General features: G+C 39.5%; 19 protein-coding genes. 6 read left to right on the top strand and 13 right to left on the bottom strand.

The genetic code is table 11. The features are described 5' to 3' along the window. Position 1: 1 nt before the first annotated feature. Together ACS5PU_RS23940 and ACS5PU_RS23935 are read left to right on the top strand one after the other, a co-directional pair. On the top strand, positions 2-1102 hold the full coding sequence (locus ACS5PU_RS23940) for an efflux RND transporter periplasmic adaptor subunit (RefSeq protein ID WP_439461685.1): 1101 nt from the start codon (positions 2-4) through the stop codon (positions 1100-1102). A gap of 25 nt (positions 1103-1127) precedes the next feature. Further along, positions 1128-2069 (top strand): helix-turn-helix domain-containing protein, encoded by a 942-nt coding sequence (locus ACS5PU_RS23935; protein WP_439461684.1) that lies wholly within the window; start codon positions 1128-1130, stop codon positions 2067-2069. A gap of 162 nt (positions 2070-2231) precedes the next feature. Here ACS5PU_RS23935 and ACS5PU_RS23930 read toward each other — a convergent pair whose 3' ends face one another. Together ACS5PU_RS23930 and ACS5PU_RS23925 are read right to left on the bottom strand one after the other, a co-directional pair. Then, entirely contained in the window at positions 2232-5747 is a 3516-nt protein-coding gene (locus ACS5PU_RS23930) for a M1 family aminopeptidase (protein WP_439461683.1), read from the bottom strand. Further along, a complete protein-coding gene (locus tag ACS5PU_RS23925) occupies positions 5744-6643 on the bottom strand; it encodes an ABC transporter ATP-binding protein (protein WP_439461682.1) in 900 nt (299 codons plus the stop codon). Before ACS5PU_RS23925 ends, ACS5PU_RS23930 begins: the two co-directional genes overlap by 4 nt. Positions 6644-7553: 910 nt before the next feature. Between ACS5PU_RS23925 and ACS5PU_RS23920 the strand changes: the two genes are divergently transcribed. Then, positions 7554-9047, top strand: coding sequence for a sensor histidine kinase (locus tag ACS5PU_RS23920; protein WP_439461681.1), 1494 nt, complete (start codon positions 7554-7556; stop codon positions 9045-9047). Beyond that, the gene (locus ACS5PU_RS23915; protein ID WP_439461680.1) at positions 9044-9769 is read left to right on the top strand and encodes a LytR/AlgR family response regulator transcription factor; all 726 of its coding nucleotides are present in this window, start codon (positions 9044-9046) and stop codon (positions 9767-9769) included. The genes ACS5PU_RS23920 and ACS5PU_RS23915 overlap by 4 nt, the downstream gene beginning before the upstream one ends. A gap of 3 nt (positions 9770-9772) precedes the next feature. Here ACS5PU_RS23915 and ACS5PU_RS23910 read toward each other — a convergent pair whose 3' ends face one another. Continuing rightward, entirely contained in the window at positions 9773-10366 is a 594-nt protein-coding gene (locus tag ACS5PU_RS23910; RefSeq protein WP_439461679.1) for a 2OG-Fe(II) oxygenase, read from the bottom strand. Positions 10367-10475: 109 nt separating this feature from the next. Between ACS5PU_RS23910 and ACS5PU_RS23905 the strand changes: the two genes are divergently transcribed. Both ACS5PU_RS23905 and ACS5PU_RS23900 read left to right on the top strand, forming a co-directional pair. Next, positions 10476-11480 carry a phosphotransferase gene (locus ACS5PU_RS23905; RefSeq protein ID WP_439461678.1) on the top strand — a complete coding sequence of 335 codons (1005 nt, stop codon included), beginning with the start codon at positions 10476-10478 and terminating at the stop codon, positions 11478-11480. A 62-nt stretch (positions 11481-11542) separates the two neighbouring features. Continuing rightward, complete coding sequence (locus ACS5PU_RS23900; protein WP_439461677.1) at positions 11543-12406, top strand: dienelactone hydrolase family protein; 864 nt, start codon at positions 11543-11545, stop codon at positions 12404-12406. 266 nt (positions 12407-12672) lie between these two features. Here the strand turns inward: ACS5PU_RS23900 and ACS5PU_RS23895 are convergent, their stop codons facing one another. The 10 genes from ACS5PU_RS23895 to ACS5PU_RS23850 all read right to left on the bottom strand — a co-directional run bounded on the left by ACS5PU_RS23895 (position 12673) and on the right by ACS5PU_RS23850 (position 20467). Next, a complete protein-coding gene (locus ACS5PU_RS23895) occupies positions 12673-13635 on the bottom strand; it encodes a hypothetical protein (protein WP_439461676.1) in 963 nt (320 codons plus the stop codon). Between the two features lie 7 nt (positions 13636-13642). Beyond that, a complete protein-coding gene (locus tag ACS5PU_RS23890) occupies positions 13643-14740 on the bottom strand; it encodes a toxic anion resistance protein (protein WP_439461675.1) in 1098 nt (365 codons plus the stop codon). Positions 14741-14766: 26 nt separating this feature from the next. Next, positions 14767-15381: a TerD family protein gene (locus ACS5PU_RS23885; RefSeq protein ID WP_439461674.1), complete on the bottom strand. Its 615-nt coding sequence runs from the start codon at positions 15379-15381 to the stop codon at positions 14767-14769. A 4-nt stretch (positions 15382-15385) separates the two neighbouring features. Next, positions 15386-15940, bottom strand: coding sequence for a TerD family protein (locus tag ACS5PU_RS23880; protein ID WP_439461673.1), 555 nt, complete (start codon positions 15938-15940; stop codon positions 15386-15388). Between the two features lie 2 nt (positions 15941-15942). After that, positions 15943-16779 (bottom strand): phosphoribosyltransferase family protein, encoded by an 837-nt coding sequence (locus tag ACS5PU_RS23875; RefSeq protein ID WP_439461672.1) that lies wholly within the window; start codon positions 16777-16779, stop codon positions 15943-15945. Further along, positions 16766-17470 carry an HAD family hydrolase gene (locus tag ACS5PU_RS23870; protein ID WP_439461671.1) on the bottom strand — a complete coding sequence of 235 codons (705 nt, stop codon included), beginning with the start codon at positions 17468-17470 and terminating at the stop codon, positions 16766-16768. The genes ACS5PU_RS23875 and ACS5PU_RS23870 overlap by 14 nt, the downstream gene beginning before the upstream one ends. A 92-nt stretch (positions 17471-17562) precedes the next feature. Then, the gene (locus ACS5PU_RS23865; RefSeq protein WP_439461670.1) at positions 17563-18378 is read right to left on the bottom strand and encodes a TerC family protein; all 816 of its coding nucleotides are present in this window, start codon (positions 18376-18378) and stop codon (positions 17563-17565) included. Between the two features lie 155 nt (positions 18379-18533). Beyond that, positions 18534-19550 carry a WD40/YVTN/BNR-like repeat-containing protein gene (locus tag ACS5PU_RS23860; protein ID WP_439461669.1) on the bottom strand — a complete coding sequence of 339 codons (1017 nt, stop codon included), beginning with the start codon at positions 19548-19550 and terminating at the stop codon, positions 18534-18536. Between the two features lie 7 nt (positions 19551-19557). Then, on the bottom strand, positions 19558-19989 hold the full coding sequence (locus ACS5PU_RS23855; protein WP_439461668.1) for a DUF2147 domain-containing protein: 432 nt from the start codon (positions 19987-19989) through the stop codon (positions 19558-19560). Positions 19990-20089: 100 nt separating this feature from the next. Next, on the bottom strand, positions 20090-20467 hold the full coding sequence (locus ACS5PU_RS23850; RefSeq protein ID WP_439461667.1) for a DoxX family protein: 378 nt from the start codon (positions 20465-20467) through the stop codon (positions 20090-20092). Positions 20468-21263: the final 796 nt, after the last annotated feature.

Raw genomic sequence — 21263 nt, 5'->3', positions numbered from 1 at the left:
AATGAATACTAAAATATTTTCAACAGGACTATTAAGCACAGGTTTTTTATTGCTTACTGCAATGTATGGCTGTGGCAATGCTGAAACAAAAGCAGAAGTAAAAAAAGAAAAAGCCACGGCAATAGCAACGTTCGAACTTAAAAAGGAAGAACTTTCTACCAAATTAACCTTACCTGGCGAATTGATTGCCCTGCAACAGGTAGATTTATATGCCAAAGTGAGCAGCTTTGTAAAATCGTTAAAAGTAGATATTGGTTCGGAAGTAAGCAAAGGCCAATTGTTAATGACCTTGGAAGCACCCGAGCTAACATCGCAACTGGCAGCCACCCAATCTAGAATTAAGGCACAGGAGGCTATTTACACCGCCAGCAAAGCCAATTACAACCGTTTGTACGAAACCAGCAAAACCCCTGGAACGATATCTACCAACGATCTGGATCAGGCCATGGCCAAAAAAAATTCAGATCTGGCGCAGCTGGAAGCGGCCAAAGCAGCCTATAAAGAAGTGGGTTCCGTTCAGGATTATTTGACCATCAGGGCACCATTCAGCGGAATTATTTCAGCAAGGAATGTAAATTTAGGTGCCTATGTTGGGCCTACCGGTAAAGGATCAGATTTGCCCTTGTTTACTCTGCAGGATCAGAAAAACCTGCGTTTAGCGGTTTCTATTCCGGAGGTTTACACCGGATATTTAAAATCAGGCGATGAGATCAGCTTCACCGTTAAATCGCTTCCGAGCCAAATTTTTAAGGCAAAAGTTAAACGCTTATCGGGTGCTTTAGATCTGCGTCTGCGTGCCGAACGCATTGAAATGGATGTGCCCAATGCAGCTAAAGTTTTATTACCGGGCATGGTAGCCGAGGTAAACATTCCGCTTCCGGCCAATACAGAAACTTTCATTATCCACAAAAAAGCATTGCTCGATACCAGCGAAGGCTTGTTTGTATTAAAAGTAGCCGATAACAAAGCCGTTAAGGTAAGCGTAAAAAAAGGCCGCGAAACGGATGATAAGATAGAAATATTCGGAGATTTAGCAGAAGGTGACAAACTGGTGGCAGAACCTACCGAAGAAATGCATGAGGGAATGGCGATTAAACCATAACTTTACTGTATTAAGCACTTAAAGTATGTTATCAAAAAATCAAGAGCTTTCTACCCTTCAAAAGAAGGAAACATTAGAAGATTTTTACAACAAACTAAAAATCACAAGGCCCGAAATCCCTACACCAAGTTTGGGGATGATTAACGATATAGGCCACTTTAATGTTTTTAACCGCACCACGGTATGCAGCAACGTGCCATCAGTTTTTAGCCGGAGGGATTTTTATAAAATTTCGTTAATTATCGGCAATGGTATTTTGCACTATCCTGATGCGCAGATCGAAATTAAGGGCCGTGCATTATTGTTTACCAACCCCAATATCCCCTACTCTTGGGAAAGTACTTCGCCAAAACCTGCCGGTTTCTTTTGCCTCTTTACCGAAAACTTTATTCACAACCGTAACGAAACCCTGCGCGATTCTTTATTGTGGCGCATAAACGATAGCCCCGTTATCCATATCGACGAAGAACAGGAAGCTACTTTAACCGCTATTTTCGCTAAAATGATGAGGGAGATGGATGGCGATTATATCCATAAATACGATCTGTTAAGAAACTATGTGCAGTTGATTGTGCACGAAGCCTTGAAAGTAAAGCCTCAGGATGTTGTTTTTAAACAGAACAATGCTTCTGCACGCTTAACGGCCTTATTTATCGAATTACTGGAACGGCAGTTTCCGATAGGTTCAACCGAGCATATTCTGGAACTTAAAACCGCCCACGATTTTGCTTGCCGCTTATTGGTGCATGTAAACCACTTAAACCATGCGGTAAAAGAAGTAACGGGCAAAACCACTTCCGAACACATTTCGAAACGGATAACAACGGAAGCTGTAGCCTTATTAAAACATACCGAATGGAATATTGCCCAAATTGCTTACTGCCTGGGTTTTGAATATCCGGCCAACTTTAACATATTTTTCAAACGTCAGATGCAGTGTACGCCAAAAAGCTTTAGGGCCAATTAATGGTGCAGGTGATGGTATTTTATTAAACTAGTCGTTTAACATTTTGAAGCGCCAATCCTAAGTTTAGGAAATGGCGCTTTTTTTTTGCGTTGATGTTCTGTATTAATCTGCGTCTCCGTGGCGATTAAAGTTTCAGGCGGTGAAACACCGACCGATGCATAACTACCTCACCACCGCTACATGGTCGCGCTTATCTGCATCCAGTACATAACCATAGGGATCAATCGCAATTGTTTTAGGCTTTTGATCAGTAACAATTGAAATTTTGCTTTTATTTCCTGTTAAATGATATTTCCCAAAATAATCCGGTTTTGTTGTAGCATCCCAATCTCTTTCCAGCTGATTAAAGCTGGCCAAGTCTATTTCAAGATCGGGCAACTGTTTATCATGGCTTAATCTTTCAGCCGATATTTCAAGGTCTATCTTATATTTCCCGTCCTTTATCCGTTTACAGCTGAGCACTTTAATCCCCAAGTCGTAAGTAACTACCTCGTTAAAACAATCGTTAATAAATTTCTTCTGTGCTGGCAAAGCTTGTTTTAAAAGCGCATTGACCAGATCAGCTGCTGTAGCCCTGGGTTTCGGGCTTTCATGATCTACAATTAACTGCCTCAATACCCCATTAAATTGCCGCTCACCAATTAATTCCTTTACGGCATACATCACTGTCCCACCTTTTTGATAATGCACATAAGGCTGATCTGAGGTTTTAGCCAACGTTTTTTCTTCCTCATCATTGTTCCGGTTTAAGAAATAAAGATTGTTGTCATATCCCAGATATTTCCATAAATACATTTTACCGAAAGCTTTTTCAATCAATATATTTTCGGTGTATTTGGCCAGCGATTCGGTAAGCATCGCATAACCGGGGCCATCTGCCGGGGCCAGCTTATTTGCCCACCATTGGTGCGCTGTTTCGTGCGCGGCTATTGCATAACTGTGATCGATGGTACCTTTCTGACTAAAATTGCCCAGAAAATTGATGTTTTCCGCACTGAATACCACACCAGGATAAGCCGTTGCTGCACCTTTATATTGTGGAATTTCTGCAATAGTGAACTGCCTGAGCGGATACTTTGCAAAATTCTCATTTCCATAATCCAAGGCATCTTTAACTGCCCTAAACATGCTAGTTAAGTTGTATTCTTGTCCAAGCTGGTAATAAATACGCAGATCCATATCCTTATATCTTTCCTTTTTAACCTGATACTTAGCACTGCTTAAGGCAAGCATAAAATTAATGGCCTGCGGTGTTTTGTATTTAAAATACCTGCGGTTATGGCTAATCCAGCTTTTCTGCAGTTCGCCAACGGTAACCACCTGTTGATCCTCATCTGTAGAAATGGTTGTTTCTAAATCGATCAGCTCATATCGGTTATTAAATTTTGCTTTACTGGGAATTTCTGCCAAACCGGCTTTTTTACGCTCCCTTTTATTTTCGGTCTCCAAGTTGTAATTATATCCAAACTGAGGCACAAACTTTTCCAGTTCTATGTAGGTACCGTTTTTTACCACCGAATTTTCGCTGTCAAAATCGTCAAATCCCGTTCTGTTCACAGCAATATTGAAATCCATTACTATTTCCTCATTGGGCCACAATGGAGTTTTTAAGGTAATAAACTGCTGATTAAATACCCTGTCCTTTTTACTTTTAGTGCTCCCTGCTACCTCAATAGAAAAATCATTTACCACAGGACGCAGACTCACCCATATTTTAACAATTGGCTGTGCACTTTCATTTTTCAACCTATATGTACCTTTAACCGTGTATTTTCCTTCAGCTGGATATAAATCGACATGGGTTTTGATGGCTTTTACAACAGGTTGTGGCAAATCAATAAACCGTTTATATTGCTGCTCGTAGGCCAAACGCCAGCTAAGCTGTGCTTTTTTGTTTCGATAAGCACCTACAACATTGGTTTCGCGATAAATAAATGTGCCGCTTGAAATCCAGATCAACAGGGCCAAGGCAACCGCCGATTTATTTTGCCTAAATGTCTGAACGATCAGCCTGAGCCTATTTTGCGCGTTCATTTCGACCTTACTCTGCCACATAGCAACAGTTAAAACAGCTAACAACACTGCAAATGCCGACCAATACAGCATATACCAGTTAAAGGCACGGGCATAGTAGCCAAAACCATTAAAATAAGAGTGCAGCAGATCGGGCACAGTTGCAAAACGGAAAAGATAATGTTCCAGGCCAAAACGATCGGCATACAAAATCAGAAGAGTAGCCATCATGCCCAGCAACATGCCGAAGTATTTATTTGCACTTAAGTTCTGAATAAAAATAAGGAGCACCACAAACAGCAGCATCGGGAATGCACTATAATAGTACAAGGATAAATACTTGGGCAGTTCTATATGGAAGTAACCATGAGTAAGCTGTAAAACAATACCAATACAGATATTTAAGGTAACCAGCATAAAAACAAGTGCAAAAAGACTGATGGTTTTTGCTGCCCACACCACCGATGCGGATACGGGTGTACTGTAAATCAACGACTGTATATTGACCGATTTTTCCCTCCCAATGGTTTCTGCAGCATAAAATATAATCAAAATCAACCCGAATTTGATAGCGCGTATCTCTTCTATAATAATTCCGGTAGCTGGGTAACTGTGGATACCATAAACGCCACTAAAAAGTTCATCTTTTAGCTCTACACCAAAAAGAAATACCCACAACAGGAGCATGACCATAACTGGTATATTTTTAAACAAAAAGATCATTTCCAGTTTAAGCTGGCTTTTAAGGGTAGTATAGAGATACCTTAAACCACTTGGAAAAACCGATAAAACCCGATAGGGAATAAATGTTACCATTTCTGGTAATGCAGCTTTTAATTTTGATTGGCGGGGTTGCTGCAACCTAAAATTGAAAAGCCGGTACGTAATCAGCATCAGCAGGCTGGTTAAACTAATCCATAGTATCCTGTTAAGAAGAAATGCACCCGCTAAAGGGAACAGTTGTTGATTGCGCTGTAAATCTGTCCAGCTTCTGGTTTCGCCAAAAAACGAGGCCAGTGCAAAAGGATCTAAAAGAATGGGTAAAATATCCGGACTACCGGCTTTCAGATTTGAGGTGGCCAGCAATGGCGAATTGCCAAAAATCGAAGCTAGCATGTACAGTATATATATCAGTACCCCAACCACATAAATGGTCCGCACACTTTTGCTTAACAAAGCGGTGCAAAACAAAATACCTGCCGAGAACAATACATTTGGCAAAGCAAAAATGAACAGTGGCTGTAAGAAATAAATGATATTCAAGGGCCCTAGCCTATCGGCATCAATAAAAAAGGTACCAGCAAATAGGCCGAGTGCCGCCATTACCGATAAACTGAAAACGGCCAACAGTATACCCAAAAGCCGAACTAAAAAATAGGTGCTTTTTTGAATGGCAGTCGTAAATATAACCGGTTCCATTTTATATAAGCTATCCCTTAACACCACTCCTGCGCTGAATAATGTACTCGAAAATATGGAGAAAAGCGATAGCAAAGCCATAATATTGGTAATGACATAGGGCGAATTCTTATGTACTTCATCCGAACCAAAACCACCCTGCACCACGCTAACAAAACCCAATGTAAAAAACAAGAGGGCTGCTATTTTGAAAGATATTTGTCCGAAATGGTATTTCAGTTCAAATTTAAGCAAGGATGCAATCATACCTTTGCCTCCTTTTGGTTAATTGTTACACCAAATAGCGCAGCAAAATATACTTCCTCCAAACTTGGCTGTACGGCCTCAAAGCCCGACTCCGGAAATTGATCGGCCAGGATAAACACATGAAACTTACCTGCTATAATCTTAGTAGAAATTACATTAAACCTGGCAGAATATTGGCTTAATTCTGATTTAGCAATGGCCTTACACCATATTTTATCCTTTATTTTTTCGGTCAGCCCGGCAGGCTTTCCCTGTAAAATAAGCTTACCGTTGGCCATTACAGCCATTTCTGAACAAAGGTCGTTTACATCTTCTACAATGTGGGTAGAAAGAATAACCACCCGTTCTGTTCCAATTTCACTGAGCAGATCATGAAAGCGGTTACGTTCTTGAGGGTCAAGGCCGGCTGTGGGTTCATCTACAATAATCAACTGCGGATTTCCGAGTAAAGCCTGCGCAATTCCGAAACGTTGGCGCATACCACCAGAGAAAGTGCCCACCGATCTTTTTCTTACCTCAAATAGATTGGTTTGCTGCAAAAGCGACATGACCTGCTCCTGGCGCTCGCCCTTATTCTGCATACCTTTTAAAACGGCAAGATGCGTTAACAGGTCAACAGCCGAAATTTTAGGGTAAACGCCAAAATCCTGTGGCAGGTAACCCAGTTTGTTCCGCATTTGCTGTGGATTTTGCAGCACATTATGCCCATCAAAAAAGATCTGGCCCGAATCTGGTAGCTGCAAGGTGGCAAGCGTACGCATAAATGATGATTTACCCGCCCCATTTGGCCCCAATAAACCAAACATGCCATTAGAGATATTTAAGTTAACCTCATCGAGCGCTTTCACGCCATTTTGATAAGATTTTGTAAGTTGCTGTATTTTAAGCCGTACCATATTATTTTAACATAAGATGGAAGCAAAGTAAAAACTCAAAACGGCAGCAATATAATTTAAGTGATGAAAGGATAAAAAGTAATGACGAAAGGAAATAATTGACTTCAAGGAGCTTTCATCAGCAAAAACACTCCTTTCGTCAGATAAAGTGATCCATATAGGGGCGCTGCTCCGGCCTTCAACACATGGTTTGTGGAGACAGGAACCATGGCAGTTGGTTCCTGTTCTTTTTGGTTAAATATCAAATTCCGTGTACTCAGTGCTTCCGTGGCAAAAAATAAACTTGCTTAAATTTTGAATGTCTATCTTAAGGCTCTGCTCCGACCTTCCACAAATGGTTCGTAGAGACACAAACCATGGCAGTTGGTTCCTGTTCTTTTTGGTTAAATATCAAATTCCGTGTACTCAGTGCTTCCGTGGCAAAAAATAAACTTGCTTAAATTTTGAATGTCTATCTTAAGGCTCTGCTCCGACCTTCAACAAATGGTTCGTAGAGACACAAACCATGGCAGTTGGTTCCTGTTCTTTTTGGTTAAATATCAAATTCTGTGTGTTCAGTGCTTCCGTGGCAAAAAACTACACCCGCACACGTGTGCAGTGTGTGCAAAATAGAATTACTTTCATCATCTAAAACAGGCCTTTCATCATTTAAATTATAACCGATTCTCAATCTTTGCTAATTTTAATCAAAGTTCAACTAATATTACATCATTAAAAAGATCTCTGTAAATATTATTAACAAATATTCGTCCTTTAGCAGGAAAGATGCTGACCACGAAGTAGCTATTAGGCCTTTGAAAACAATAAAACTACTAATAAAACAAGTTCAGCATGACGATCGCTTTAAGTAGGAGGCTAGAAACTGGTCGCTACGAACAAATATTAATCGAACTCAGGTAATTTTAACAAAATGCAGCGCAATAAGAATTTCAGTTATAAATACCAGGATTTCTTCATCTTCGCGGGTTTATTGCTTTGGGTAGCTATCGGCCATGTGCACACCATTAAGACTAATGCATGGGGCAGTTATGCAGGCTACATTTTAGTATTAGGCTTTGCTTTGTTACCCGCATTGGTATTCTCTTTTTTTAAACCTGTTTTAAAAAACACTTTAGCCAACAACAGGCAGTATAACACCTATTGGTTCATTAATTTCATTATCCTGTTGCCCCTATTTGCTTTTGCGGCTTCAAACATCAAAATTGAAGGCTTGTATCCTTCCAATATCGTCCTTACGGCCATCGCGGCATTTGCGCTTGAACTGCTGCTGCTGGTCAATCAATATTATCAAAAAAAAGTACAGCACATTAAATGGATTAAGAAAATAGGATTGGAAAATGCAGTGCTCATCTCTATCATCTTAATTGCAGTAACCATTTCGGTAATGGCGGTATCCAGTCAGGACAACCCACTTTACCAAAGAAAAGGTTTCCGTTTGGTGGGTTTTGAATTCGATATTTGGATGCTGATCCGCAATTTCGGAACTTTTCTGGCCTTCTTTTCACAGTTCCTGATCATGTATCTGTGCGGCTATCTGCTTTTCTTTATCAACAGCCGCTACCTAGTACCCAAAATACTTAAAAACAAGGGCTTACTCATTTATTTATTAAGTGTTGCGGCTACTGTTGCCCTACTTTATCCGATGTTGGCACAGCTACTTATTTCGTTGCCCATTAATACCATATTTGGCAGGAGCATATTCGAAAGCAACCCTTTTGAATTAGAAAATGCCTTTGGTGCCTTTGCCATTATATTGATCAGTTTACCTGTTGTACTGGCACTGCAATGGGGAAAGCAAAACCACATTATCCTATCGCTGGAAAAGGAGAAATCGCAAAACGAACTCGATTTACTGAAACAACAGCTCAATCCGCATTTCTTTTTCAATACCCTGAACAATCTCTATGCGCTGAGCCTCCAGAAATCGGATAAAACCCCCGAAAGCATTCTGCAGCTCTCAGCACTGATGCGTTATACCATTTACAAAGGGCAGGAAAAATCGGTTAAACTTGCGCAGGAACTCGATTATATAACAGATTATATCCAGTTGCAACAGATCCGTTTGCGTAAGAAACTCCATTTCGAATTCGAAAAACAGATTACTGATGATCAGATTGAGGTTGCCCCTCTCTTGCTCATTGTTTTTATCGAAAATGCGTTTAAACATGGTATCGAACCCGCCGAAGATGCCGCTTCATTAAAACTGTGCTTAGTAAGCAACCATACCACGCTCCATTTTACCTGCGAAAACACTTATCATCAAGAAGAAGTGAGCCAAACCAGTGGCATCGGGATTGATAATTTAAGAAAAAGGTTAGAATTGCTTTATCCTAACCGCCACACGTTGGATATCAGATCAAATGATAATATCTTTAGGGCAGAACTAAAACTCCAACTGGGATGAGCTTACGTTGTTTAATTGTAGATGATGAACCCCTTGCCCATGGCGTAATTACCGAATATGCCAAAGATATTCCGTTTTTAACCATCGTAGGGCATTGTTACCGTGCTACAGAGGCGCTTGAGTTTTTGAGCAGGCAACAGGTTGATCTGATTTTTTTGGACATCAGGATGCCCAAATTAAGTGGACTCGATTTTTTAAGAACCCTACAGCATAAACCACTCATTATTATTACCTCGGCCTTTGAAGAATATGCTTTGGAAAGCTTCGATCTGGCAGTTTGCGATTACCTGTTGAAACCTTTTCGCTTAGACCGTTTTTTAAAAGCCGTTAACAGGGCACTGGAGTTTCATAACCTGAAAAAGCAAGCCGATGGTACCGATGTGGCTAAAACCGATCAAAAAGCCGCAGCACTTATTTCGGTTAAGGTAGACAAGAAGCACGTTTTGGTAAAAATAGATGAAATACAGTACCTGGAAAGCCTGGGTAATTACGTAAAAGTTTGGAAAAACCACGATTTTTTACTCACACCACGTACATTGGGCAGCTTTGAAGATCAGTTTCCAACGGATGATTTTATCCGCATCCACAAATCTTTTATACTCAATAAACAATACGTCGATTACCTGGAAGGGAATACCATTGTGCTTAAAAACGGCCAACAGGTACCTATTGGTAAAAATTATAAAGGGATAATTAAGCAGCTGTTGGATATTGAAGAATAAAACTTAACCAATTTTAAGCCAGCCTGTAATGCTCATGCGCTGTTTATGGGTAAGCAGAACCTCGTGCGCCAGATCAGAGCTTTTAAAGAAAACGCTTTTACCATTGTTGGGCGCAATATCCTGCTCTACATTTTGGTGATAGATGCGCAGTTCGCCACCATCTTCCAACTGCCAATCGGCGTTTAAGTACATAATCATCGAATATTGCCGGCTCCCATTGTTTTGAAACTGATCCATATGCTTTTTGTAAAATGTACCCGGCTCATACAGCGTATAATGAAACTCATAGTCGGCAATGCCGGTATAACAGGTGCGGTTCAAATACACCACAAATTCATCCATCAAATCAAAGAAATCATTTTCATGCTGGTTCTCATGCTTTCTGTCCAGCCAATAAATTACATCGCTCCTGATTAATTTATCCTGGTTGATAACGGCACTATTACCAATCCCCGCATTTAAAAGTGCTTTATTTTCAAATAATCCAATCAGGTTATCTTTAAGGTGGGCCGCCAGCGAAACATTTAAAAAATTCTCGGCAATCCCTACTTTATCTTCGATAAAACTATCAATAAGGCAATCAAATATTTTTTCCACCAGATGGGTTTAACCTTAAAACAACGTGCCTAAGGTGGGTAAGGTAATCTTATTTAATGGTTTAGTTCTCGTTTCGAAAATTTATATTTGAAAATCCAAGTCCCATTCCATGCAAAACGTTTTCCCTGCCCAATATTCTACCTTATCAGCCGATGCTTTAAAAAATTATTTAATTCAGGCTTATCAATTACATCCAACCACCACCTGCCGTTTATTGATCAGAAATGTGAGCGATACGTATATCCTTGAAAACGGGGAGCAGAAATACATCTTTAAAATTTACCGGGATGCACACCGCAAAAGAAGCGAAATTGAAGCTGAAGTAGAATTATTGAATGCATTGAAAGCCAATGGAAACAATGTTTCTTACCCTATAAACGATCTGACCGGAAAACAGATACAGCAATTTAATGCAATAGAAGGTCTGCGCAATGGTATATTGTTTTCTTTTGCAGCAGGAAAAGTAATTATAGACCTCGAACATAAACACTTGGTAAAACTGGGTACGGATATGGCCAAACTGCACCAAACCACTTCAGTTGTACAGCTAAAAAATACCCGGCCTGTTTTTAATTTTGAAACCACCTTATTTGAGCCTTTAAGTAGTTTAAAGCCTCATTTTACCGAAATGCCGGACGAATTTGACTACTTAACCCAAGTTGCAGACCGGGTAGTTAAAAAGTTCGAATCATTTGATACTCCAAAATTCGGTCATGGTTACTGCCACTATGATTTCTTTCCAAAGAATTTCCACTTCGACGAGCAGGGAGCCATTACTTTCTTCGATTTTGACTTTGCAGGGAAAGGTTTTCTCATTAACGATTTAATGTCGTTCCTAAACCATTTTTTCTTTCACCAGCTCAACCATCTGATTTCAAAAGAACAGGCAGAAGCAGATTTCGATACATTTTTAAATGCCTATCAGCTGATACGCCCTTTAACAGCCGATGAGCTAAAGGCCATCCCCTATTTGGGCATTACCTTTCATATTTTCTTTTTAAAATTCTTTTACGATAATTATGATGATTGGTCGAACGCGTTTTTAACGCCCCGCTATACCAAACACCGCGTAGGCCTGATCAAAAAATGGGAAGAAATGTATTGTAACTTTTAAACAGCGCTTTTTCAAATGCCGATGGGCTTGATTATATTGTAGGGTAATTCAAAATCAGTAAGATGGATCAGAAAATAATCAACCTGTACGATGCGTACACCCACAGCCAGATAGGCAGAAAAGATTTTATGAAAAAGCTGGCCATTCTTGCAGGCAGCACAGCCTTGGCCATGACAATTTTGCCCATGCTCGAAAACAATTACGTGGCAGCGGCAGATTTTATCAGTGATGATATTGAGGTAGAAAACATTACCTATGCGGGGGTTGATGGCGAAATGAAAGCGGTTTTGGCCAAACCAAAAGGAAAAAACAGATTAGGCTGCGTGCTGGTTATCCACGAAAACCGGGGCTTAAATCCACACATTATTGATGTAACCAAACGCATTGCTTCCGAGGGTTTCCTTGCACTGGGTGTTGATGCGCTTTCGCCCCTTGGCGGAACACCTGCTGATGAGGATAAAGGCCGTGAGCTGATCGGCAAGCTCGATCCTGAAAAGAATTTACAGAACTATTTAAAAGGCCTGGAGTATTTACGCAACAGAAAAGATGGCAATGGTAAAGTGGGCTGTGTTGGCTTTTGTTGGGGCGGCGGAATGGCCAATAAGCTGGCCGTTAACGACCCAAAGCTACAGGCTGCTGTGGCTTATTATGGAGCACAGGCAAACGCTGCTGATGTGCCTAAAATTAAAGCCAGCATAATGCTGCATTATGGTGGTTTGGATGAGCGTATTAATGCGGGGATTCCAGCTTACGAAAAGGCGCTAAAAGAAAACAATATCGATTACAAAATTTACATCTATGATGGGGTAAACCATGCGTTTAACAACAATACCTCGCCTACAAGGTACAACGAAGCCGCAGCAAAACTGGCCTGGAGCAGAACCATTGATCTGTTTAAACAAAAATTGGCGGTGTTAACGAGGTAGTAAACCTTTACAATTGCGAGGTACGAAGCAATCTTACAACTATGGCTACCTGCCATTGCATTATGATTGCTTCGTCAGCTGAAAAAGAAGTCAAGGTTTAAGAATCGTCACAACCCTGATCCGATAGCTATCGGATTTATTTCAGGGTCTGTATTGCAGAAAAGATGCTGAAATAAATTCAGCATGACGATTTTGTAAGAGAACTGTGGTTATTTGCAGGAAAAGTGCTGATCCCAATCCATCGGTAAGGCATGACGATTTACAACCTAAAACAAATCTGTTTTAAGCATCGTTTTCAGAATATTCGATTGAACATCGAAATTATTGAGATGGTTTAAGAAATTAATGTCCGATATTTTGGTGTAACTATCTTCGAGCAGATCGATTACCTCTGCCGGGATAGCGGTTTTCAGTACCGCAGCGTTACTTTTAAGTTTATCATTTTTATACTGCAGCTCCTGCACAATTCTCTCCTTTTCTGAGAGATTGGTAGAAGTATCCAGGTTTTCAAGAACCGTTAGATCGCAGAACAGGAATAAATTCCTACTGGGAAAAAACAGGTAATAACTGTCTATATCCAAAAACCGATATACCTCAATGACCAGCTCACCTGATTTTAATCCGATGTAAAATTCAGTCCTGAAATCGTGCTTACACAATTTGCCCATTAATTTCTTTTCAATGGTTGCATACACATTGGTATATACCTGCCTGGCCTGAAAATCAATCAGTTTGGCAAACTGATCAGTGGTAAGGTCGAAATAAAAATCGTTAGCATATTTGGAACTGAACGCACTGATGTTCTTTGAAAATGGAAAATCAGAACTCAGCTCAGACAGAACACCGAACAACTTTCTGAGTGATTGGTTTACTTTTAGCGACTGCCTTTGTTTATCGAGCTGAAAATTTTTCTGATTACCAAGTGTTCCCGCCATCCGGTCAATCAGTTCTTCGTTCAGATCAATCTCATCGTAAATAAGCGATACGTTTTTTTCGTTGCTCTTCTTAATTTTTTTGAGCAGTTCTATCACGCTATCAGTAAACTGAAGGTGAAAAAGATCGAGTTTTTCAATTTCAAGTTCATCATTGTTGGCAAAGAGCTGATGAATAACCTGGCTTCTTAAGTAAATTTTATAAATCACTTCATCATCAAAAAACACAGAGAGCAACTGTAACCTGTTGATCTCTGCGCTTGATTTTTTGATAATATTTAAGCGGTATTCATCCATGTTTTAATTAATTCACCCTCGTTACGTTCTTTTTCAACTCTGTTTCCAAAGTTTTAAGTTCGCCATCCAACACCCTTCTGCTCTGTGCACCAGCTTCATGAATCTGTTTCACCTCGTTAAGGGTTTCTATCAATGATGAAGTTGTGCGTTTTAAGGTTTCCAAAGATACCACAGTTTTTTCATTTTCTTTGGCCACATCAATACTGTTCTGTTTCAGCATTTCTGCATTTTTCTGCAAAATGGTATTCGTGGTATCCGAAATTTTCTTCTGCATTTCTACATTGGCCTTTTGCCTTTGTAAAGCAACGGCAATGGTTAACTGGTTTTTCCAAACAGGTATGGTGGTAGAAACTATCGATTGTGCTTTTTCTGCAATTGATGTGTTGTTGTTCTGCACCACGCGGATCTGAGCCAAAGATTGCAGCATAATAAAACGCACAATCTTCATATCTGCCAGTCTTTTATCCAAACGGCTAATGAAATCCCTTAAATCGGCAATTTCATAATCCTGATAATCTGCAGGCCGGCCTTCCATTTCAGCGAGCTTAATGCTCAGTTCGTTGTATTTTAACTGTCCGGCAATAATCAGCTCCTCCATCTGGTGGATATAGCCCACATTGCTATCGAACATCGTTTGCAGCGAGCTGTTATCTTTAATTGAATTTAACCTTCCAGCCTTAATTTTATTGGTAATCTTATCAATATTGTTTACCACCACATCATACTTCTGGAAAAGTTTTTTCACATCAACCACAAGGCTTTTGATAAACGGGATTTTAGAAATGAAGTTTTTAAAAGCACTCTGTTCCAGTTCAGAAACATCAATATAATTGAGTTCGGTAAGCAGTTCGTTAATTAAACCGCCAACTTCGCCACTGTTATAGGTACGTACAGATGATAAAAATTCATTACTGTATTTCTCCATCGAGTTTTGGGCATCGCTACCGTAGTTCAAAATAGAATTTACATCGGATGGTTCGAGCGATTTTCCAATTTCCTTATATTTTAGTGTTTCATCGGATGTTATTTTCTCGAGATCCACATTGCCATCTTTATCCAGTTTAACCGGAGTAAGGGCCTGAGTAGCATTTGGGTTGGTTTCCATAGTTGATTAATGATCAGCTCTGCAGCTTATAAATAGTTTTGAGTTACTGTTTTAACGGTATCTTCCAGTTTTCTATCTTTGGTTGGCTCGCCAATGGCATTAAATTTCCACTCGCCGTTTTTCTTGTAAAAAACACCCATTACCATTGATACGTGCCCGGCAAAGTTAGATCCGTTGGCAATATCATATTTAGCAAAAACCTCGTTAACACGTTTTGTGGTACCTTCGTAAATGCGGATAGAGGCAAAAGGAATGGTTCCAAAATCGTGGCCCCTAAAGCTGTTCAGCACAAAGGCTACATAGTTTACACTGGCATCCAACTGAGAAAAATCAAGTGTGATAATCTCGTTGTCCAAACCATCATCGCCACCCATATCGCCGGTTAAATCATCACCGCTGTGTTTTACCGATCCGTTTTTTGATTTGAGGTTACCAAAGTAAACCACTTCTAAAAGCTGCTTGTTTTCGTTATATAACGCACAGCTTGCGTCTAAATCTACTGCTTCTTTCGAAGATCCGAAACCGAAAAGGCCTTTCTTTTCAATTGCGCCCCAGTTAATGCCTACACAAACATTCTGTAGCTTGCTGCCATTGCTTTTTTCTAAGCTGATGCGCTGTCCTTTTTGAAGATTAATTGCCATAATATTATTGATATTTGTTTAAATAATCCTGTAAACCACCTTTCATTCCTACGCCTACTGCTTCAAATTTCCATTTGCCTTCGCGTTTGTAAATCCGGCCAAACTCTACAGCAGTTTCTATAGAAAAATCTTCTTCCAGTTCATATTTTAGGATCACTTCGTTGGTAACCGCGTCAAAAATACGGATGAAAGAGTTTCTAACCTGACCAAAGTTCTGTCTTCTGCTTTCGGCTTCGTGGATCGTTACCACAATACAGATTTCGCTTACCTTACTATCGGCCTTGGTCAAATCAATTTTGATCTGCTCATCATCGCCATCGCCATCGCCTGTTAAGTTATCACCTGTATGTTCTACCGAACCATCTGGCGAAACCAGGTTGTTATAAAACACAAAGTTTTCGTCAGAAATCAGTTTTTTCTGATCGTTTAATATAAAAATAGACGCATCTAAATCGAATGCAGAACCAGTAGAAGAGCTGTTGGTATCCCAACCTAAACCTATTGTAAATTTAGGAGCATCGATGTTTTCTCTTTGCCCCTTTTGCAAATTAATAGCCATATTTAAATTAATTTATAATTGTTGTTTTTGATATAGTCTTTGATAAGATGTAAGTTTTTTGAATAAACCTCGATAGTGTGGTAACTATTTCCTAGTGATAAATCGTAAAGCTGGTTGATAAAATCGTTGCTGCGGCGCTCCAAAAATATAGTGAAACTGCTCGAAGTGGCGTTTAGGATATATTTTACAATGCGGGTATTGAAACAAAAATTTCCGCCATCGATAATTTCTTCGAGATCAAAAATAGATTTAATCTGGTGGTAGTTTAGAAAGTTCTCTACGTTTGGATGAATGTTTTTATTAACCAGTTCGGCAAAATAAAGCATATGCATTTCATTCTTAAGGCCATATTCTTTCGCCATTTTTAAAATCATGCGCTCGTGGCTTCCGGTAATTTTGATATCATCCAAAAAAAGCAGCGTTTTGCCTTCCAGAAAATCTTTATCAATGTGAAAAGAATCATTCCCGATCAAGGTTAACCGTTGTTCGGCACTTAATTCGCCATAATCTTCTTTGTAAGTGATGGTTCTATGCACTTTTGTTTCCTGTACGGCCAAGCCCCCATTTTCTACCAGCCAACGGTTAAGCTGGCAAACGAAATAGTTTTTCATGGCAAAAGTTGCTGTGGGGATAAAGCTGTAAGGACTGGAAATTACCACAATCTGGTCGGTAATAACGTTATCGGCCAAGTAATACCTGATAAAGCCATCGGCGAGGTCTTTCCCGAACGATCGGGCCACCAAATCATCGCCAAACTTAAAACGGCTGTATGCGTTGGCATCGAAACCGAAATCGTTCGTACTGTCGATTTTATGAAGTGAATAACTATACGGTATCATGGATTAGGTTTAAGATAGATAGATGGTTTGAGTTAATAAGCATGCTGTTAATCCCTATGGCTTCTGCACCGCGCACATCGGCATGCGGATTGTCGCCCACGTGGATCACATCTTTCAATATCAGTTCAGGATGTTTTTCTCGGTCGATGGTATCGAGCATCAGCTGAAAAAAACCAGCATTGGGTTTAGACATGCGCACTTCATCAGAATATAGCTGAAAATCGATAAACTGATCGATACCCAAATGCCTGATTACCTTTTTTAAGGTTTTACCTTTAATGAAACCGGTGTTGCTTAAAATATTTGTCGAGCTTAAACCGTTCGATTTAAGTTCTTCCAATACGGTTAATGAACTGTCGCTGTACAGCAATGGCATGTGGGTAAACACCAGTTGTTCCATATCACGATCGATCTCCTCCAGGTCTACATCATGGAAATTGAAATCATAATCATTGATCATCCCGATGATCATTAAATACATTTCATCGGCATCAACATTTTTTCCGGTCCGTTCGTTAATGGCGTTCACCATTAAATCAACCTGACGGAAAACCACCGCAATTTCTGCTATATTTTTATGCCTGGTATTAAATTTCTTATAAAAATACCGTGTCCGCTCCTGTTTGTACGCCGGATTGGATTTTATCAGCGTTAACCAAAGATCGAATGAATAGTGTTTGTAAAAAGCCATTTAACCCTGTTTTATTAAATTCTAATATTACAATTTCTGTTTAATATCAGAAATCTTCCATTGTAAGTTTTATCACAGATAAGCCTTATTTATCAAGATTTGTTCAATACATCTTCGGCTTCTTCCGAAATAATGATATCGCTCTTGTGTTTTTTGGGATAATTAAACAAAAGGGACGTTAATACTGGTATAATGAAGATTGCAACGGTAAAAATCGAAACGAAGAGATCGGTTTTTTCGCCTTCGATAAAATGCGACACGGCAGAATCGGGACTGAAATGGGTAAACAGCGAAGAAGTAAGTTTAATACCTAACACACCGATTACAATGAAGGCCACTGTTTCTAAAAAGGTAAATTTCTCCATCAGTTTAACAAAAGCCTGCGCTACAAAACGCATGGCCAAAATTCCGATAAACACACCGATGTAAATTAACCAGATATGATCGGTAAAAGCCACAGCAGCAAAAACATTGTCTATTGAAAAGGCTAAATCCATTACTTCTACCAAAGCAACCGTAGCCCAAAAAGTACCGATTACGCCAACAGTCGATTTATAAATCCAGCTTTTATTTTTGTCTACCTCCTCTTCTTCTTCCTTATTTTTGTTGTTCTTTTTCCTGAAATAATCAAAAGCCAGGTACAACAAGTAAAGTCCACCAAGTGGTTTTAGCCACCATATTTTAACCAACCAAGCGGCCAGGAAGAGGCAGATCCCCCTAAATACGTAAGCACCAATAATACCATATTTTAAGGCTTTTTCTCTTTGCTCTTTTGGCAGGTCCATTACCATCGTTGCCAGAACAGCAGCATTATCAACCGAGAGCAAACTTTCGATTACTATTAAGTTTAAAATAATTAATAATCCAGCCTGTATATCATCCCCTAAAATCGTGTGCAAAAAATCCATTGAGTGTGTGCGTGTGTTTAAATTAAAGTTTTAGTTGATAGCAAAGAAACAAATTTTTCTCAATCCCGATGCTTCAATCTTTTTATTTATTGATTTGTTTTGTGGTTTAGATGATTAATCAATAAACATGTTACGTAAAAGCTGCCAAAATTTTATTAATCAGTCTCCAAACGGTAAACAGAGCCTTTTTCTCCGGCCAATATTACCTGTTTGCCTTTTTTGGCCTTTTGTACGGCGTTAAAGCTTTTATCGGATATGTGTTTCCAGTTTTGACCGCCATCTGTAGAAATATCGGTTCCAGATGTACCGGTGGCCACTAGCGTTTTAGCAGTAATATAGGTTACCCCCGATCGGAAACCCCAAACCGGAGTAATCGGTTTTTGCCAGGTTTTGCCCCCATCATTGGTTAAAAGCACATTATTGATATTTTCTTTATCCTTAACATAATTACCGCCAACAGCTATACCTGTTCTTTCATTAAAAAAATCGATAGAAAAAGGGCCGGTTGTACTTTCGCCCTGTAAAATGGGGCATTTATATACCTGCCAGGTTTGGCCATAATCTGCCGAGAAATAAATATTGGAAACCGTACCGCCACTGGCAATCCAGGTTTTACCACCGGGCAGTGTTTTAATGGTAGTGCCACTGGCCGCAAAGCTTGCTTCGCCTTTAGCTAAACCTGTTTTTAGGTTGGCAGAAATATCTTGCCAGCTTTTACCGGCATCGGTTGTTTTGAGCAGCTGCATTTTATCACCTATCGGATCGCCGAAGATGATACCTTTATTTTTATCCCAAAAACCTGCGCCATCCAAAAATATCGCCGAATCTACATTTTTATACTGCTCGGTCCAGCTTTCTCCGCCATCTGTTGTTTTTAATATGTACGCCGGCGAACCTGCATTAACAATCACTGCCTGCTGATCATCAAAAGCTTCAATATCCCTAAAATCGAGTTTCTCGTAGCCTTTTGGTTTTATCCATTTCCAGGTTTGGCCGCCATCGGTAGTTTTACCAACAGCGCCCCCGCTGCCGCTTACCCATATTACCTGATCGGAAACCACGCTCAGCCCCCTTATACTGGTTTTGGTATTTTCGTGTAAAGGTTTAATGGAATACGATTGCGCAGCGCAAAAAAAAGGTGCCAATAAAAGGCACCATAGTAATTTTTTCATGTTTTAATTATTTAACCCGTCTAAAAGTTTCTGATCTGCCCAAAAGCGAAATCCCAACATAACCCCTAACATTAAGCACATCTGTACTTTTTAAACTGAGGTTACAGCTATAGGTTTTACCGCTTTTCGGATCGTATATGGTACCGTCGGTCCATTTACCATCATCGTAAACAAAATCCTTCAATATTTCGAGGTTTAAAAGGGCACGTTTCCTCAAATTTTCGTCCGGGTTTTTACTATCCAGCTTGGGCTTACCATTTAAGCTAGACTCTTTCATCCAGGCCAGCTTTCCGTAGTACTTATCTCCTTTCTTATAAATTTCTATCTGTCCTTCTCCTGATGGGTTAAGCCACTTGCCAACAATAGCATCCTTATTCTGTGCCAAAGCCGAAAACGATACAGCCATGAAGAGCAACATTAAAAATGATAACTTTCTCATATTTTTTATTTCTAGTTAGTTTTTAAAGATAGTAAATACACCTTATATGGAAACACTAAATAAAGAGAAAAAGTATCAGAAAGGTAATAAAGCCGAAAATTTATTTAGAAACTATTGGCAGATACTTTGCCCGGTAAGCATAGATCAGGAACAGGTTGAACAAAAGCATTACGCCAACCATTGGCAGATCTTTAGGACCTAAAAACGCGTGGTACAGGAAAATGTTTACGGTTACCGGTAAAATAATCAAGGTGGCCAAAGGTGCTGTTCTACCAATGAGCAGCAATGCCCCGCCAATCAGCTCGGTAATTTTGATTAAAGGAAAAAGGTATACAGAAGCCATTAAGCCTGTCATAAAGGTGGTTTGTGCTGCTGTCATTTCAGGAGCTTTAGGCATTAAATTAAGGAAATAGCTTACTGAAGCAAAAAGGTACATGGCGGCTAAAAGCACGCGGACAATAATAACTGCAATTTTCATAGTGGTTTAATTTTTGGTTTCTATAGTTTAAAAATAATGTTTTTTGTTAGTTTATTAGTCATTAGTCACTGGTCATTAGTATATTGGGTTAATTGGTTAATTGTTTAAATCGGTTAAATGAGGTCCTAGCCTACCGCCAAACGCTCAATCCGGTTAACTGGTAACTATTTAATCGGTTAATTAACTGATCTTTGAGGTTAATTGTTAATAATATCCCAGAATGTCCTTCAAATCTTAATGTTCTTAATGGTTATTGACTCGTTAGGTTAATCGGTTAACTGTTTAAATTGGTTAATTGACTGATGGTTAATGGCTCATGGTTGATAGCGTCCCAGAATGTCCGTCAAATCTTAATGTTCTTAATGTCTTAATGGTTATTGACTCGCTAGGTTAATCGGTTAACTGTTTAAATTGGTTAATTGAGGCCAAACGCCCGGCCCTTGGTTAATTGGTTAATTGACTGATGGTTGATGGTTAATGGCTCATAGTTGATAGCATCCCAGAATATCCGTCAAATCTTAATGTTCTTAATTTCTTAATGGTTATTGACTCGCTAGGTTAATCGGTTAACTGTTTAAAATGGTTAATTGAGGCCAAACGCCAAGCCCTTGGTTAATTGGTTAATTGACTGATCGTTGATGGTTAATGGCTCATGGTTGATAGCATCCCAGAATGTCCGTCAAATCTTAATGTTCTTAATTTCTTAATGGTTATTGACTCGTTAGGTTAATCGGTTAACTGTTTAAATTGGTTAATTGAGGCCAAACGCCCGGCCCTTGGTTAATTGGTTAATTGA

It is taken from the genome of Pedobacter sp. GSP4, assembly GCF_051857575.1.
GTDB lineage: Bacteria > Bacteroidota > Bacteroidia > Sphingobacteriales > Sphingobacteriaceae > Pedobacter.
This window is presented reverse-complemented; position numbering and strand designations above follow the sequence as displayed.